Origin of the sequence: Labrys methylaminiphilus subsp. lupini (assembly GCF_051161885.1) — a bacterium.
Taxonomy (GTDB): Bacteria; Pseudomonadota; Alphaproteobacteria; order Rhizobiales; family Labraceae; genus Labrys.
Genome location: NZ_JBMDIH010000001.1, coordinates 2,864,624 through 2,878,116, shown reverse-complemented (window position 1 = coordinate 2,878,116; position 13,493 = coordinate 2,864,624). Strand labels below are relative to the sequence as shown.

The 13,493-nt window shown below is 64.1% G+C and carries 9 protein-coding genes; 4 read left to right on the top strand and 5 right to left on the bottom strand.

Annotation, left to right across the window (positions count from 1 at the left end; all coding sequences use genetic code 11):
• Positions 1-3: 3 nt before the first annotated feature.
• The 4 genes from exbB to ACN6KF_RS13450 form a co-directional block, all read right to left on the bottom strand.
• Complete coding sequence (gene exbB / locus ACN6KF_RS13465) at positions 4-999, bottom strand: tonB-system energizer ExbB (protein ID WP_434957314.1); 996 nt, start codon at positions 997-999, stop codon at positions 4-6.
• 125 nt (positions 1,000-1,124) lie between these two features.
• The gene (locus tag ACN6KF_RS13460; RefSeq protein WP_434957313.1) at positions 1,125-3,728 is read right to left on the bottom strand and encodes a TonB-dependent receptor; all 2,604 of its coding nucleotides are present in this window, start codon (positions 3,726-3,728) and stop codon (positions 1,125-1,127) included.
• A 268-nt stretch (positions 3,729-3,996) separates the two neighbouring features.
• Entirely contained in the window at positions 3,997-4,935 is a 939-nt protein-coding gene (locus ACN6KF_RS13455; RefSeq protein WP_434957312.1) for a FecR family protein, read from the bottom strand.
• A gap of 65 nt (positions 4,936-5,000) precedes the next feature.
• Positions 5,001-5,531, bottom strand: a complete 531-nt coding sequence (locus ACN6KF_RS13450) for an RNA polymerase sigma factor (RefSeq protein WP_434957311.1) — start codon at positions 5,529-5,531, stop codon at positions 5,001-5,003.
• A 369-nt stretch (positions 5,532-5,900) separates the two neighbouring features.
• On the opposite strand from ACN6KF_RS13450, the gene ACN6KF_RS13445 reads away from it, so the two are divergent.
• The 3 genes from ACN6KF_RS13445 (at position 5,901) to ACN6KF_RS13435 (ending at position 9,887) form a co-directional block, all read left to right on the top strand.
• Positions 5,901-7,439, top strand: a complete 1,539-nt coding sequence (locus ACN6KF_RS13445) for a Do family serine endopeptidase (protein WP_434957310.1) — start codon at positions 5,901-5,903, stop codon at positions 7,437-7,439.
• A 246-nt stretch (positions 7,440-7,685) separates the two neighbouring features.
• Positions 7,686-8,366, top strand: coding sequence for a response regulator transcription factor (locus tag ACN6KF_RS13440; protein WP_434957309.1), 681 nt, complete (start codon positions 7,686-7,688; stop codon positions 8,364-8,366).
• A gap of 72 nt (positions 8,367-8,438) precedes the next feature.
• On the top strand, positions 8,439-9,887 hold the full coding sequence (locus tag ACN6KF_RS13435) for a sensor histidine kinase (RefSeq protein WP_434957308.1): 1,449 nt from the start codon (positions 8,439-8,441) through the stop codon (positions 9,885-9,887).
• On the opposite strand, the gene ACN6KF_RS13430 is transcribed toward ACN6KF_RS13435, so the two are convergent.
• A complete protein-coding gene (locus tag ACN6KF_RS13430; RefSeq protein WP_434957307.1) occupies positions 9,849-10,493 on the bottom strand; it encodes a CHAP domain-containing protein in 645 nt (214 codons plus the stop codon). The two genes, ACN6KF_RS13435 and ACN6KF_RS13430, sit on opposite strands and share 39 nt — an antisense overlap.
• Positions 10,494-10,565: 72 nt before the next feature.
• Between ACN6KF_RS13430 and ACN6KF_RS13425 the strand changes: the two genes are divergently transcribed.
• The gene (locus ACN6KF_RS13425) at positions 10,566-13,478 is read left to right on the top strand and encodes a bifunctional [glutamine synthetase] adenylyltransferase/[glutamine synthetase]-adenylyl-L-tyrosine phosphorylase (protein ID WP_434957306.1); all 2,913 of its coding nucleotides are present in this window, start codon (positions 10,566-10,568) and stop codon (positions 13,476-13,478) included.
• The last annotated feature ends 15 nt before the right edge of the window (positions 13,479-13,493 follow it).

Genomic DNA, 13,493 nt, shown 5'->3' with positions numbered 1-13,493 from the left:
CGATCACTCTGCCGCCATGGCGGCTCTTGCGGCCGTGGTGTCGGGGATTGGTATGCGGCGCAGGTCCAGTTCGAGGCTGACCAGGCGCTCCACCGCGGCCGTGGCATCGGCCAGACGTTGCCGATAGCCGGCGACGGCGCGAGCGAAGAGATTGTAGATGACGACGGCGGGTATGGCGGCAACCAGGCCGATCGCGGTCGCCAGCAGGGCCTCGGCAATGCCGGGCGCCACCACCGCGAGATTGGTGGTCTGGGTGCGGGAGATGCCGATGAAGGCATTCATGATGCCCCAGACCGTGCCGAACAGGCCGACAAAGGGTGCGGTGGAGCCGATGGTGGCCAGGATGCCGGTGCCCCGGGTCAGCCGGCGCCCCGCCTGCGCCTCGATGCGCGAGAGGCGGGAGGCGACGCGCTCCTTCACCCCGTCGCTGCCGGCATGGTCGAGGGCCGGCAGCGACCGACGCAATTCATCCTCCGCCGAGCGCACCATGGCCGCTCCCGGCCCGCCACGACCGGTGAGGGCGTGCATGGCTTGCGACAAGTCCGTCGATCCGGCGATTGCCGCAAGGGCTCGCTTGGCGCGAGCGGCGGCGCAGGCGATCTCGACTGTCTTGGCCAGCCACACCGTCCAGGTCACCAGCGAGGCGAATGCAAGCCCGAGCATCACTGTCTTCACCACCCAATCGGCGGCCAGAAACATGCCCCAGGGCGAGAGGTCGTGGCCTGGCCCCGATGCGGGCATCGCTTCGAACAGGTGACCTACGGCTCCGATCGGATCTTCGAGGAAGGCGGGCGCCGGTGACGGCGCCGCGTCCGGTGCGGATGCCGGAAGGGGTGGCACGGGCGGTGTCACTTGTCCGGGCTCGACCGGAGACCCGGGAGCTGACGCCGGCGCCTGAGCCAGCGCAACGCCTGGCGGGAGCAGCAGCACCGACGCCACCACGATGTTATGACGGATGGCAAGGGATGGGCGGCAGCGGTTCTGGAGGTAGGGATACATCTTCGTCCTGTTGCTCTCCCATCCCGGCCAGGATGTCGGGGCCCGCTCCGAGGCTGGGAGGTGTGGTCATCTCATTGGAAAAAGGCCCGAACTCGGTCGATCGAACCGAGTTCGGGCCGATGCCGTCAGAATTTAGCGGTCAGCGAGGCATAGAAGGTGCGCCCGGGCCCCGGTTGCTGCACCAGGCTCAAGGGGTCAACGTAATATTGGTCGGTCAGGTTCTCGACGCGGACGCTGCCCGTGAGGTTCTTGCTGAACTTGTATTCGGCGAACACGTCCACCAGCGTGTGCCGTTTCCAGTCGACCAGGGCGATGAACTGGGAAGCGCCCTGCGCCGTCACGTCGCCATGGCCGATGGCGCGGGCGCCGACATGGGAAATCCGGCCGCCGATGGTGAGCGTGTCGTCCATCAGCTTCTGGGACAACGTCAGTGCCAGCGAATAGCGGGGCGGAATATGGTTGGTCGCATAGTCGGCATAGAGCGACTTGTTCTCGCAGGTTCCGGCGGTGCGGCAGAACTCGACATTGGTGTAGTAGTTGGCCGCAAGGTCCGCCGTGAAGCCGCCGAGCTCATAGCGTCCGGACAGTTCCAGGCCGGAAAAATGGGCGCGGTCGATGTTGAAGATGCGCATGCCCGAAGAGCCGTTGGGGAATGCGTACCATTGGCGGGCGATGTAGTCGTCGACGGTCCAGTCGAAATAACCCAGCTTCAGCATGCCTTTGTCATGCGCCGACAGAAGACCTTCCCGGCGCAGATTGGTGCCGACCTCCCAATTGCTGGAACGCTCGGGCTTCAGCTGGGAATTGACGTTCATGGTGAAGGCCGAGACCGACTCCATGATGCTGGGCAGCCGCATTGCGTTGGAATAGTTGACGTAGAACTGGGCGCCATCGATGGGCTCCAGCGTTACCCCGATCGAGGGGCTGAAGCCGCCCTTGGCCAGCCTGGTATTGTAGGTGTAGTCGGGGCGCACCTGCTCGGGGGCGTTGCGGTCCTCGGACCAGAAATGCTGGTAGCGCAGGCCCCCATTGAGGGTGAGCCAGTCGACAGGCTTCCAGGCGACCTTGGCGAAACCGGCTGCTTCATGGCGGATGCCGTCGCGCAGGTCCAGCCAGGTTTCCGCCTCCTTGGTGCCGCGGCTAGGGCGGGTGTCCTCACCCCGATAGGAGACGCCATAGGTCAGGTCGGCCGAGCCATAGGCGAACAGGAACTTGGAGGTGTTGGTGATCTCGGCGCCCCACATGTCCGTGTCGGACCCGGAGCGGAAGTCCCCCGGCTTGGGCGGCCTGTAGCCGGCGCGCAGGGGATTGCGCATCTCCAGCTTGCTCCACCACAGATTGGTCTTCAGATTGATGAGATCATTGTCCTCGGGCTTCCAGCGGTAGCGCAACGTGACGGTATCGACCGAAGTTCCGGTGGTCTGGGCCTGCTGGACCGCCTGTCCCCGGTTATTGGTAAGCCGCGATGCCAAGAGGTCGCCAGCTTCGCTGCGAAAGCCGTTATAGCCGAGCTCCATGCTCTGGCCGTCGCCGAAACGCATCGTTCCCTTGACGATCCATGATTGCGTTTCCAGCTGGGTGTTCAGCACCTCCTCGCCGGCGCGATAATTGGCGATGCCGCCATTCGCGATATAGTCCTTGTAGTTCTCGCAGAAGGAGGGATTGGAACAGACGCGGCGTGGCCCCAGATGGATGGGATAGGCCGAGGGGCCGTTCGATCCCGCATGGTAATTGCCCTGCTTGCGATAGGCATAGCCTGCGAGCAGGTCGAAATTCTCTTGCTTGACTGCTGCCACGACGCTGCCGGATCCGCTTGTCGGTGACAGGAGGGCGGGGCTGTTCATGCCGGTCGGGGAAGGCGTGGCGACGGGCGGAGCCCAGGAGGCGTAAGGCCACTGGTAGCCGGCGACCGCGCCAGCCTTCGGCGAAGAGGTGTTAGTGCCGAACCCGCCGCGGAATCGCACGCCGTAATTCTTGCCGTCCTCCACGATGTCGGCCGCGTCCAGCGTGCGCATGGCGACGGTGCCGGCAATGCCGTTGGAGGTGACGTCCGATCCCTTGGTGATGTCGATGCCACCGAGAAGATCGGGATCCACGAAGGTGCGGTTGGAGGTGCCCTGATAGCCCTGATAGACGGTCACCGCGTTTTCGGCGCCGTCGACCGTCACCGCGACGCGGCCCATGCCCTGCATGCCGCGGATATTCACATCGATGGCGCCGGCGCCGTTGCGCGCTTCGCCCGATGTCACGCCCGGCGTGCCCCGGAATATGTCGGCCGGACTCGACCCCCGGAAGCGCTCAATGGCCTTTTCCGAGATGTAGGCGGTGGGTGCCGGCGTCTCATAGGGAGCTTCCTGCGGATTGCCGCCCTTGCTGGCCGTCACGGTGATGACGTCGAGCACCAGCGAACCGTCATCGGCAACGGGCCCCACCGTGCTGGTGGCGCGCCCGCTGATGGTCACGGTGTTGACGCTGGTGAAACTGTAGGAGAGACCCGTGCCGGCGAGCAGGCGCGAAAGGGCCTGTTCGCGGGTGTAGCTGCCGGAAAGGGCAGGACTGGTCCGGTCGGCAACCAGGGACGAGGCGAACAGCAGGCGCAGTCCGGCTTGATCGGCGAAACGGGTGAGGGCCGACCCGAGACCCTGTTGGGGGATGTCGAGGCGAATGCTTCCCTGCTGCGACGGTTGGGCGTAGGCGTGGCCGCCTGTACCAAACGTCGAACCCAGCACCAGACAGATCGATACCGATCCCAAAAGTGCAATTGTGGTGAAGCCGCCAAAGCCGCACCCCTTGTCATATCCTGATCTTCTGCCGCCCATCAATCCCGTCCCGCTGACCAAAAGGGAGGAGGGCGTGCATTGTCTGCAACGCCTGCCAGACCCCATATCTTGAGGACGAAACGAGCGAGGCGATCTTGCACCGCATCGGGAAGAAAATTTCGAAATGATGCGGCAGGGCGGGCGAAGCGGCGTTCCGGGCGCTCGTCGTTGGACAGCCTCAATGCAGGATGGTGACGAAGGGCAGCCGCGTGACCTTGACGGGAAGCGTCGCCTCGATGGTGGAGAGAATGGACTCCGGATCGGCGAGATCGAACACTCCCGTCACCTCCAGAGACTGCAAGCGGGCGCTGGCGATCATGATCCTGCCGCGGCGCTGGCGCTCAATCTCGACCACGACATCCCCCAAGGGCCTCCGATTGAAGATGAGCTTGCCCCTGCGCCAGGCCGTTTCGGATTCGGCGTCGACGGGCTCGGCTGGCGATGGCTGCCGGTCGGCGCCATAACGTACCCGCTGATCGGCTGCCGCCAGTACGCCTGAGCCAGGTCGGGTGCCGGCCATCACGTCCACCCGTCCCTCCACCACGGTGACGACCACCTCGTGCGAGCGGATGTCGACATCGAAGACTGTACCGACAGCCCGGGCCTGGCCGCCATTGGCGGTCACGATGAAAGGCCGTCCGGCATCGGGCATGACCTGAAACAGTGCCTGGCCATTGAGGAGTTGTAGGCGCCGCTGGCCGGCATCGAAGGCGACGTCCAGTGCGCTGTCGCCGTTGAGAAGGGCGGTGGAACCGTCCGGCAGCGTTATGGTTGAGCGCTCGCCGGCGCCGGTGCTGTGTTCGGCGAACAGATGTGGACGTAGAAGGCTGGAGCCGGCAACGGCCAATCCGCCGATCGCCACCCCGCCGAGCACAGCCCGCCTTGTCAGTTTGGCGCGGGCACTGCGCTGAACCTTCTTCCCGGCAATGCCGATGCCATGCCAGATCGTCTCGGCTTCGCGGGCGGCCAATTCGTGCTCGGAGCTCTGCTTGCGCCAGGCCGCGAAAGCCTCATGGTCGGCTTTGCCGGCCCGGCCGGAATGCAGCTTCACCAGCCAATCTATCGCGGCATCGCTGAGCGCGAGATCCGCCTGCCGTCTTGTGGTGCCTGGGTCCATCTGTCTGTCGCGATTCTAGGGATTTTCCGCGGCGGCGCATTCTACACGCCATCGTACGAGGAAGCTCAGATGGCGGCACGGAAATGGTCGCGGCAATGACGCAAGGCCTGGACCAGATAACGCGCCACCATGCTTTCGGAAACACCGAGACGGCTTGCAATGTCGCGATGGCAGAGCCCTTCGCAACGGCTCAACAGCAACGCCGCCCGCGGTTTGGGAGCCAGCTTCGATAGCCCGATCGCCAGGAAACGCAACTGATCGCAATCGATCGTGATCGTCTCGGGGCTGGGGGCGCTGTCGGCGACCGCCGCCAATATCATCTCGTCGCTGATGCAGTGGGCGGCGTGCCGCCGCTCCTTGCGGGCGAGATCGATGGCAATGTTGCCGGCGACACGCAGCAGGAAGGCCTGGGGATCCTGAATGGGTGCACGCGGATTTTTCATGTTCGCCAGCCGCAGCCAGGTCTCCTGCACGGCCTCCTCGGCCAGATCGTGGGAACCGCTCCGCTTCCGCAACAGGCCCCGCAACGCCTTCCATTGGCGCAGATAGAGCGACATCAGGTCGTCACGGGTGTCGGGCGAGGTGGTCGTCGTCATCGGCGCTGCATCGGGAAGGGAAGCGAAAGCCGCGCTTCATCCAAGCGATGCGCGTCAAGCGATGTCGCGATCTGATACTATATCAATAATTTCCCTGCAACATCAATAATTTAGATGAGTTCTAAGCGGCGCTGAACTCGCGCGACATATGATCCATGTTCATTTGGAGGCGATGCAGACGGGTGCTCCCGTGGCACCATGGGCGCCTTAAGAAAAAAAGCGGCGACTTACTAAAGAGTAATCCCACGGAAAAAGAGTCGTAATGTTGGTCAGGGCATTGTCACCGGCAACGGCGCTGAATGGGGGCGCTGAAGCAAAGGCGACCGGCCTCTCCGAACGGAAGGCCGAGTCATTATGGAGCCTATCACGATGAATTCATCTGATCATGACATGAAGCCCAGGGACGTGCAGGCGAAATCCGGCATTCTCGCCCGGCGCCGCACGCGCCTGATGGCTGCCGTGTTCGGCCTTGGCGTCGCCGGCGCGGTTGCCGGCAACTTCGTGGTCATGCCGCCTGTCACACCCGCTTTCGCGCAGACCCAGAGCCAGGTCGCCCAGCCCGGCTTTGCCGACATCGTGCAAAAGGTGCGTCCCGCCGTCGTTTCCATCAAGGTGAAGACCGAGACCAACGCCAACGTCTCGGACGATGAGAATGACGGTGCGCCGCCCAATCCGTTCGAGTTCTTCTTCAACGGCCCGGGTGGTGGCGGCAATATGCAGCCCGGCCGGCCTCGCAAGCAGTTCGGCATGGCGCTGGGGTCCGGTTTCTTCATTTCGGCTGACGGCTATGTCGTGACCAACAACCATGTCGTCGACCATGCCAAGGAAGTCGATGTCGTCACCGATGCCGGCAAGACCTATACCGCCAAGGTGATCGGCGTCGATCCGAAAACCGATCTGGCCTTGCTCAAGGTCAAGGATGATGCTGTCAAATTCCCCTATGTCGAGCTCGAAATGCAGAACGAGCCGCGCGTGGGCGACTGGGTCCTAGCCGTCGGCAATCCCTATGGCTTGGGTGGCACCGTGACGGCGGGCATTGTCTCGGCCCGCGGCCGCGACCTCAACAACTCGACCTATAACGACTTCCTGCAGATCGACGCTCCCGTCAATCGCGGCAATTCGGGCGGGCCGACCTTCGACCTCTCCGGCCGCGTGATCGGTGTGAACACCGCGATCTACTCGCCGTCCGGCGGTTCGATCGGTATCGGCTTCGCCATTCCCGCCGAGACGGTTTCTCGCGTGGTCTCGCAGCTCAAATCCGATGGCCAAGTGACGCGTGGTTATATCGGTGTGCAGATCCAGCCGGTGAACCAGGATATCGCCGATTCGATCGGCCTGAAGAAGGCCGCGGGTGCGCTGATCGCCGACGTGACCAAGAATGGCCCTGCCGCCAAGGCCGGCCTGCAGTCGGGTGACGCCATCACGGCCGTCAATGGCAAGGAAATCGCCGATTCCCGTGAGCTGGCCCGTGCGATTGCCGATGTGAAGCCCGGCGAGACCGCCGACCTGACGGTCTGGCGTGATGGCAAGGAGCAGAGCATCAAGGTCGAGACCAGCAAGCTGCCGGGCGACAAGCAGTTGGCGGATGCGCGGTCTCTGCAGGATGACGACACAGGCGGTAAGAGCTCGCTCGCCGGTCTGGGTGTCGAACTCGCTCCTGCCGCGGCCGTGGCGGGTGCCGGCAAGGCCGGCGTGGTGGTGACCGACGTCGATCCGGGCAGCCCTGCCTCCGAATCGCTGCGCCCGGGTGATGTCATCCTCGACATTGCCGGCAAGCAGGTGAGCAATGTGCGTGAGGTTCGCGAGATCCTCTCGAGCGCCAAGGCCGACTCCAAGCGCACCGTGCTGCTGCGCGTGAAGAACAATGACGGTCTGCACTTCGTCGCCCTGCCGATCGGCAAGGTCTGATCCGACCGCTGAAGACTGATCCGGCTGCCCGGCATGGGCAACCGGATCAATTTACGGTTCAGATCCTATGCGGGGCCCATCCCGTCTCCTTCGGTCGGAGGAGAGTGAGGAGGGGGCTGCATTTTTGAACATGAATGTGAATGCTGCAGGGCGCAGGTCATTGCGCCCCTATGAGGTGACCTGGAAATGTGGCAAAGCTCGTCTCAGACGCCTTCAACTCAAAACGTGACTGAGTCTGAAACCAAAATGCGTATTCTGATCGTCGAGGACGACCGCGACGCAGCTGCTTACCTGGTCAAGGCCTTCTCGGAAGCGGGACATATTGCCGACCATGCCGCGGATGGTCTGAGCGGCTATGCGATGGCCAAGGATGGCCCCTATGACGTGCTGATCGTCGATCGCATGCTGCCCAAGCTCGACGGTCTTTCCATGATCTCGCGTCTGCGCCTCGAGGATACGCAGACGCCGGCCCTGATCCTGTCGGCGCTCGGTGAGGTCGATGACAGGGTCAAGGGGCTGCGGGCCGGCGGGGACGACTACCTGCCCAAGCCCTATGCCTTCTCGGAGCTTCTGGCCCGGGTCGAGGTGCTGTCGCGCCGGCGGGCCGGCAAGGGTGAGGAAACGGTCTATCGGGTCGGCGATCTTGAGCTCGACCGTCTGTCCCATGTGGTCAAGCGGGCAGGCGAAGAGATCGACCTCCAGCCGCGCGAATTCCGGCTCCTGGAATACCTCATGAAGAATGCCGGCCAGGTGGTGACACGCACCATGCTGCTCGAGCACGTCTGGGACTATCACTTCGATCCCGGTACCAACGTCATCGACGTCCATGTCTCGCGCCTGCGCTCCAAGCTCGACAAGGGTTTCGAGAAGCCTCTGCTGCACACCATCCGCGGGGCGGGCTACATGATCCGCGACAGTGCCAAGTAAGCTGTCCCGGCAGAGTTTTCAGGCGTGAGCACCAGGAACACCGCATCGGAGGCGGACTCGGAAAGACTGGCTGTGACCGGACTGCGAAAACTGATCCGAACCACGGCCTTCAAGCTGATGGCCGCCTATCTCCTGGTGTTCACGCTGTTTGCAGCCTCGCTGCTGGGCTATTTCTTCTGGAATGCGCAGCGCCTGCTCGGCTCGCAGATCAGCAATTCGATCAACAGCGAAATCAACGGTCTCAGCGACGAATATGCCCAGGGCGGCGTGATGCTGCTGGCCTCTACCATCGAGGCCCGCACCCGCAGGCCGGGGTCGCTGCTCTATCTGCTTACCACGCCGCAGGGAGAAGCGCTTGCGGGCAATGTCACCGAACTGCCGGACGGCGTGCTCGACAAGCCGGGTCTCAGCAATATTCCCTATCGTCGCGACGATGGCGGCAAGGCCGGGCCCCGCACGGCCTTGGTGCGGGTTTTCGCCCTGCAGGATGGCTACAAGCTGCTGGTCGGCGTCGATCTCGACGAGCAGAGCCGCGTGCGCGCGATCATGTTCAACGCGGCGCTGTGGTCGGTCGGGCTGATCATGCTGCTTGGCGTGGCGGGCGGCTGGTTCGTGGCGCGGCGCGTGCTGCATCGTCTCGACGATATCAATGCCACCAGCCGCTCCATCATCGATGGCGATCTTGCCCGGCGCCTCAAGGTTGCGGGAACGGATGACGAATTCGACAGGCTGGCTTCGACGACCAACGCCATGCTGGACCGCATCCAGGAGTTGATGGCCGGCCTCAAGGAAGTTTCTGACAACATCGCCCATGATCTCAAGACGCCGTTGACGCGCCTGCGCAACCACGCCGAGGAAGCCTTGCGCACGGCCAGGGACGAGGACGCCTACCGTACCGCGCTCGATCGTACCATCGAGGAATCGGACAAGCTGATCGGTACCTTCAACGCGCTCTTGATGATCGCGCGGGCCGAAGGAGGCCGCATCGACGGGGCGCTCAGCGAGTTCGACGTCGCCGAGGCCGTACATGCGGTGGCGGAACTTTATGAACCCGTTGCCGAGGAGAGCGGTGCCAGGATCGTGGTAGCGGCGCAGTCGCCCCTACCGCTGCGCGGCAATCGCGAACTGGTCAGCCAGGCGCTGGCCAATCTCATCGACAACGCCCTCAAATACAGCCCCAAGGAGGAGGGCGGACCAGCCGGTGACGTGACGATTGCGGCCGAGAAGCGGGAGGGCCGCATCATTCTCAGTGTGGCAGATCATGGCGCTGGCATTCCACAGGCCGACCGGCAGAGGGTGCTCGAACGCTTTGTCCGGCTGGAGTCGAGCCGGACGCGTCCCGGTTCCGGCCTTGGCCTGGCGCTCGTCTCCGCCATGGTAAAGCTGCATGGCGGCAGTATCCGGCTGGAGGACAATCAGCCGGGCCTACGCGTGGTGCTGGAATTGCCCGACAAGCCCGCCGAAGAATCGGCCCAGTCCAGGCTAGCCCTGCGCCGCCCCGGCCTGCGCCTGCGGCCCTAACTCATCTGCAAGCAGGGTAGGGGCGCGCAGCCAGCCCAGGGTGGGCAACGCGTGCTCGACCAGGAAGCCGCCGATGTTCTTGCTGCGCGATAGTACCAGGCGCTGGCGGGCCGGGCTGGCATTCTGCTGCACGATCTCGACGAAATCGTCGCCGGTTGCGGCAACGATGGCGACATGGCCATAGCCGCTGGCGCCGGCAAACACGATCAGATCACCCTTGCGCGGCGGCTCCGTCTCGCCTTGGCGAAACTGCAGCATGCCGCGCCCGAGGTTGAGCGCCCCGTGCGGGGTCTCCTCGTCGAAGAAGCTGATCGCGTGGCCCATGCCATCGGGCATGACATGGCCGCGTGCCTGGTAGAGATAGCGCTTGATGAATTCGACACACTGCCATTTCTGGCCAAAATAGGTGCCGTCGCCGGCATAATGGCGGCCATGGGAGACGGTGAAGATCGGGCCGTTGTCATAGACGGCAACACCGTCCATGCTCTCGATCGCCGTGCCGTTCGCCCAAGGGCTGCCTTTCCATTCGAAGCCGCGCAGAAAGACATAGGCGCCCGTGCCGCACAGAACCACGACAAGAGCACTCAATACCAGCCATTTGCGCATGCGATTTTTCCGGGTCAATGCTATCGCGAAGGAACAACGAGAAAGACCGAAAGATTGTGGCGAGGCGGCGGCATGATTCCCATTGAAGACAAACGTCGTGTCAAATCCCGTTTCGCCGATCTGGCGGAGGCCCTGGATCCGGTCGGTCAGCCCGCCGTGGCCGCGGCGCTGGAAGGCGGACCGGGCCATGCCGTGCTGGCCGGGCTTGCCACGGCCTCGCCCTTCCTGTGGGGGCTGGCTCTGGCTGATCCGGTGCGGCTGGAGCGTATCCTGGCCGGAGCACCCGAGACCGTGCTCGAAGCGGCGATTGCGCGGGCCAGGGCCCAATGCAGCGCCGCGGCCGATATCGCCGAAGCCATGCGGGCGTTGCGCCTGCTCAAGCAGGAGGCTGCCCTGTTGATCGGCATCGCCGATCTCGGTTGTGCCTGGTGTCTTGCCGAGGTCACGACGGCCTTGACCCGTGTTGCCGACGAAAGCGCGACGCTGGCCTTGCGTTTTCTGCTGCGCGAGGCGGCTGCCGCAGGCCGCTTCCTGCCCGTCGACCCTGAAAATCCGGACAGGGATTGCGGTCTCGTGGCATTGGCTATGGGCAAGCAGGGGGCGTTCGAACTCAATTATTCATCCGATGTCGACCTGATCGTCCTCTACGATCCCGAAACGGCGCCCCTGCGCGAAGGGCTGGAGCCGGCGCCCTTCTTCGTGCGTCTGACCCAGGGGCTGGTCAAGTTGTTGTCCGAACGCACGGCGGACGGCTATGTCTTCCGGGTGGACTTGCGCCTTCGCCCCGATCCGGGCGCCACCGCGATCGCCATCTCGCTTCCCGCTGCCTATGGCTATTACGAAAGCGTCGGGCAGAACTGGGAACGGGCGGCCATGATCAAGGCGCGCCCCTGCGCCGGTGACATCGCGCTGGGCGAGCGCTTCCTCGCCGGGCTGGTGCCCTTCATCTGGCGGCGTCATCTCGACTATGCCGCCATTGCCGACGTCCATGCCATGAAACGGCAGATCCATGCCCATAAGGGTCATGAGGCGATCGCCGTGGCCGGGCATAATCTCAAGCTCGGTCGCGGTGGCATCCGCGAGATCGAGTTCTTCGTGCAGACCCAGCAGTTGATCGCCGGCGGCCGCAATCCCGATCTACGGGGACGCGGCACCATTGCCATGCTTGCGGCCTTGCAGGAGGCCAGCTGGATCACGCCGCAGGCGCGTGACCAGTTGACCGAGGCCTATGATTTTCTGCGCGGGCTCGAACATCGCCTTCAGATGATGGCGGACGAGCAGACCCACAGCCTGCCCACGGAGAAGCCGGCTCTGCTGGAGTTTGCCCGCTTCGCCGGCTACGCCGATATGGGCGCCTTTTCCAAGGCGCTGATCGCCCGCCTGGAAACCGTGCAGCAGCATTATGCCCGCTTGTTCGAGGCATCGGCGCCGCTCGCCAGCGACGTCGGCAGCCTGGTTTTCACCGGCAAGGAGAACGACCCGGAGACCCTGAAGACATTGGAGCGCCTGGGCTATGCCTCGCCCTCGCAGGTGGCGGAGATGATCCGCGGCTGGCATCACGGGCGCTACCCCGCCATGCGCTCGGCCAAGGCCCGCGAGGATCTTACCGAGCTCACGCCCGCCTTGCTGCAGGCACTGGCCAAGGAGGGCAGGCCCGACAAGGCCCTGTTCGTGTTCGACGGGCTGCTCGCCCGCATGCCCTCGGGCTACCAGCTCTTCTCGATCCTGCGCAACAACGCCAAGCTGTTTTCCGTGCTCGCCCGTATCGTTGGCGTAGCGCCGCGCCTGGCCGAGGTGCTGGTGCGGCGCCCTCATGCGCTCGACGGCCTGCTCGATCATGGCACGGAGGGAAGCGATGCTCAGGGGTTCAACGCACAGGCCTGGATCGACGGTCGCCTCGCCGGCGCGCTCGCGACGGGCGAGAGCTACGAGGACAAGCTCGACCTCGTGCGCATTTTCGTGCGCGAACGCATTTTCGTGCTTGGCGCCCGCCTGCTTTCCGGGGAACTCGATCCCCTGCTGGTCGGCGAGCAGATCACCGTTTTGGCACAGGCCGTGGTCAGGGCCTTGCTCGATCTCGTCATCACCGAGTTGAAGCAGGCCCATGGCAGCCCCCCCGGCGCCCGTGTCGGCATCATCGCCATGGGCAAGTTCGGCGGGTGGGAACTGACCTCCTCCTCCGACCTCGACCTGATCGTGCTCTATGACCATGATCCCGATGCCGTCGAAACCGACGGGCCACGTTCGATCGCGCCTTCGGTCTGGTTCGCCCGGCTGACGCAGCGGCTGATCGCCGCCCTCTCGGCTCCGACGGGGGAGGGGACGGCCTTCTCCGTCGACATGCGGCTGCGTCCTTCCGGTCAGAAGGGGCCGGTCGCCATCCATATCGATGGGTTCAGGGACTATCAGCTCAAGGAAGCCTGGACCTGGGAGCATATGGCGATGACGCGCGCGCGCGTCGTCGCCGGAGATGCCGAGTTCGGGCGGCTGGTCGCGGAAACGATCGCAGGGATCCTCACCGTGAAGCGCGAGCCCCGCAGGATACTCAAGGATGTCGCGGAAATGCGGGCCCTGCTCGAAAGCGAGAAAGGTGGGCGTGGGTCCTGGGACCTCAAGAATGCCCGGGGCGGCCTGGTCGACATCGAATTCATCGCCCAGACGCTTCAGCTCCTGCATGCGGCCGAGCATCCGGCGATACTCGACGTCAATACCGGCCGGGCTCTCGACAAGGCAATGGAGGCCGGTGTGCTGGCCAAGACGGCGCATCGGCGCCTCACCGAGTCCTGGCGGCTCTACACCGCTCTTTCCCAGGTGATCCGCTTTTGCGTCGGCGGCAATCTCGATCCAGACAAGACCTCTGAGACCGGCAAGATCCTGCTCAGCCATGTGGCCGAATGCAGCGATTTCGACGAGCTCAATGCCGTCATCGGGGTGACGCAGACCCAGGTGCGGGATATCTTCAAGCAGATCGTCGGCGGAAAGTAAGGCCTCACGCAGGGA

Excerpts from the sequence above, each read along its gene's own strand:
- exbB (WP_434957314.1), bottom strand. The coding sequence starts at position 999 with ATGTATCCCTACCTCCAGAACCGCTGCCGCCCATCCCTTGCCATCCGT.
- ACN6KF_RS13455 (WP_434957312.1), bottom strand. The coding sequence starts at position 4,935 with ATGGACCCAGGCACCACAAGACGGCAGGCGGATCTCGCGCTCAGCGAT.
- ACN6KF_RS13450 (WP_434957311.1), bottom strand. The coding sequence starts at position 5,531 with ATGACGACGACCACCTCGCCCGACACCCGTGACGACCTGATGTCGCTC.
- ACN6KF_RS13445 (WP_434957310.1), top strand. The coding sequence starts at position 5,901 with ATGAATTCATCTGATCATGACATGAAGCCCAGGGACGTGCAGGCGAAA.
- ACN6KF_RS13440 (WP_434957309.1), top strand. The coding sequence starts at position 7,686 with ATGCGTATTCTGATCGTCGAGGACGACCGCGACGCAGCTGCTTACCTG.
- ACN6KF_RS13430 (WP_434957307.1), bottom strand. The coding sequence starts at position 10,493 with ATGCGCAAATGGCTGGTATTGAGTGCTCTTGTCGTGGTTCTGTGCGGC.
- ACN6KF_RS13425 (WP_434957306.1), top strand. The coding sequence starts at position 10,566 with ATGATTCCCATTGAAGACAAACGTCGTGTCAAATCCCGTTTCGCCGAT.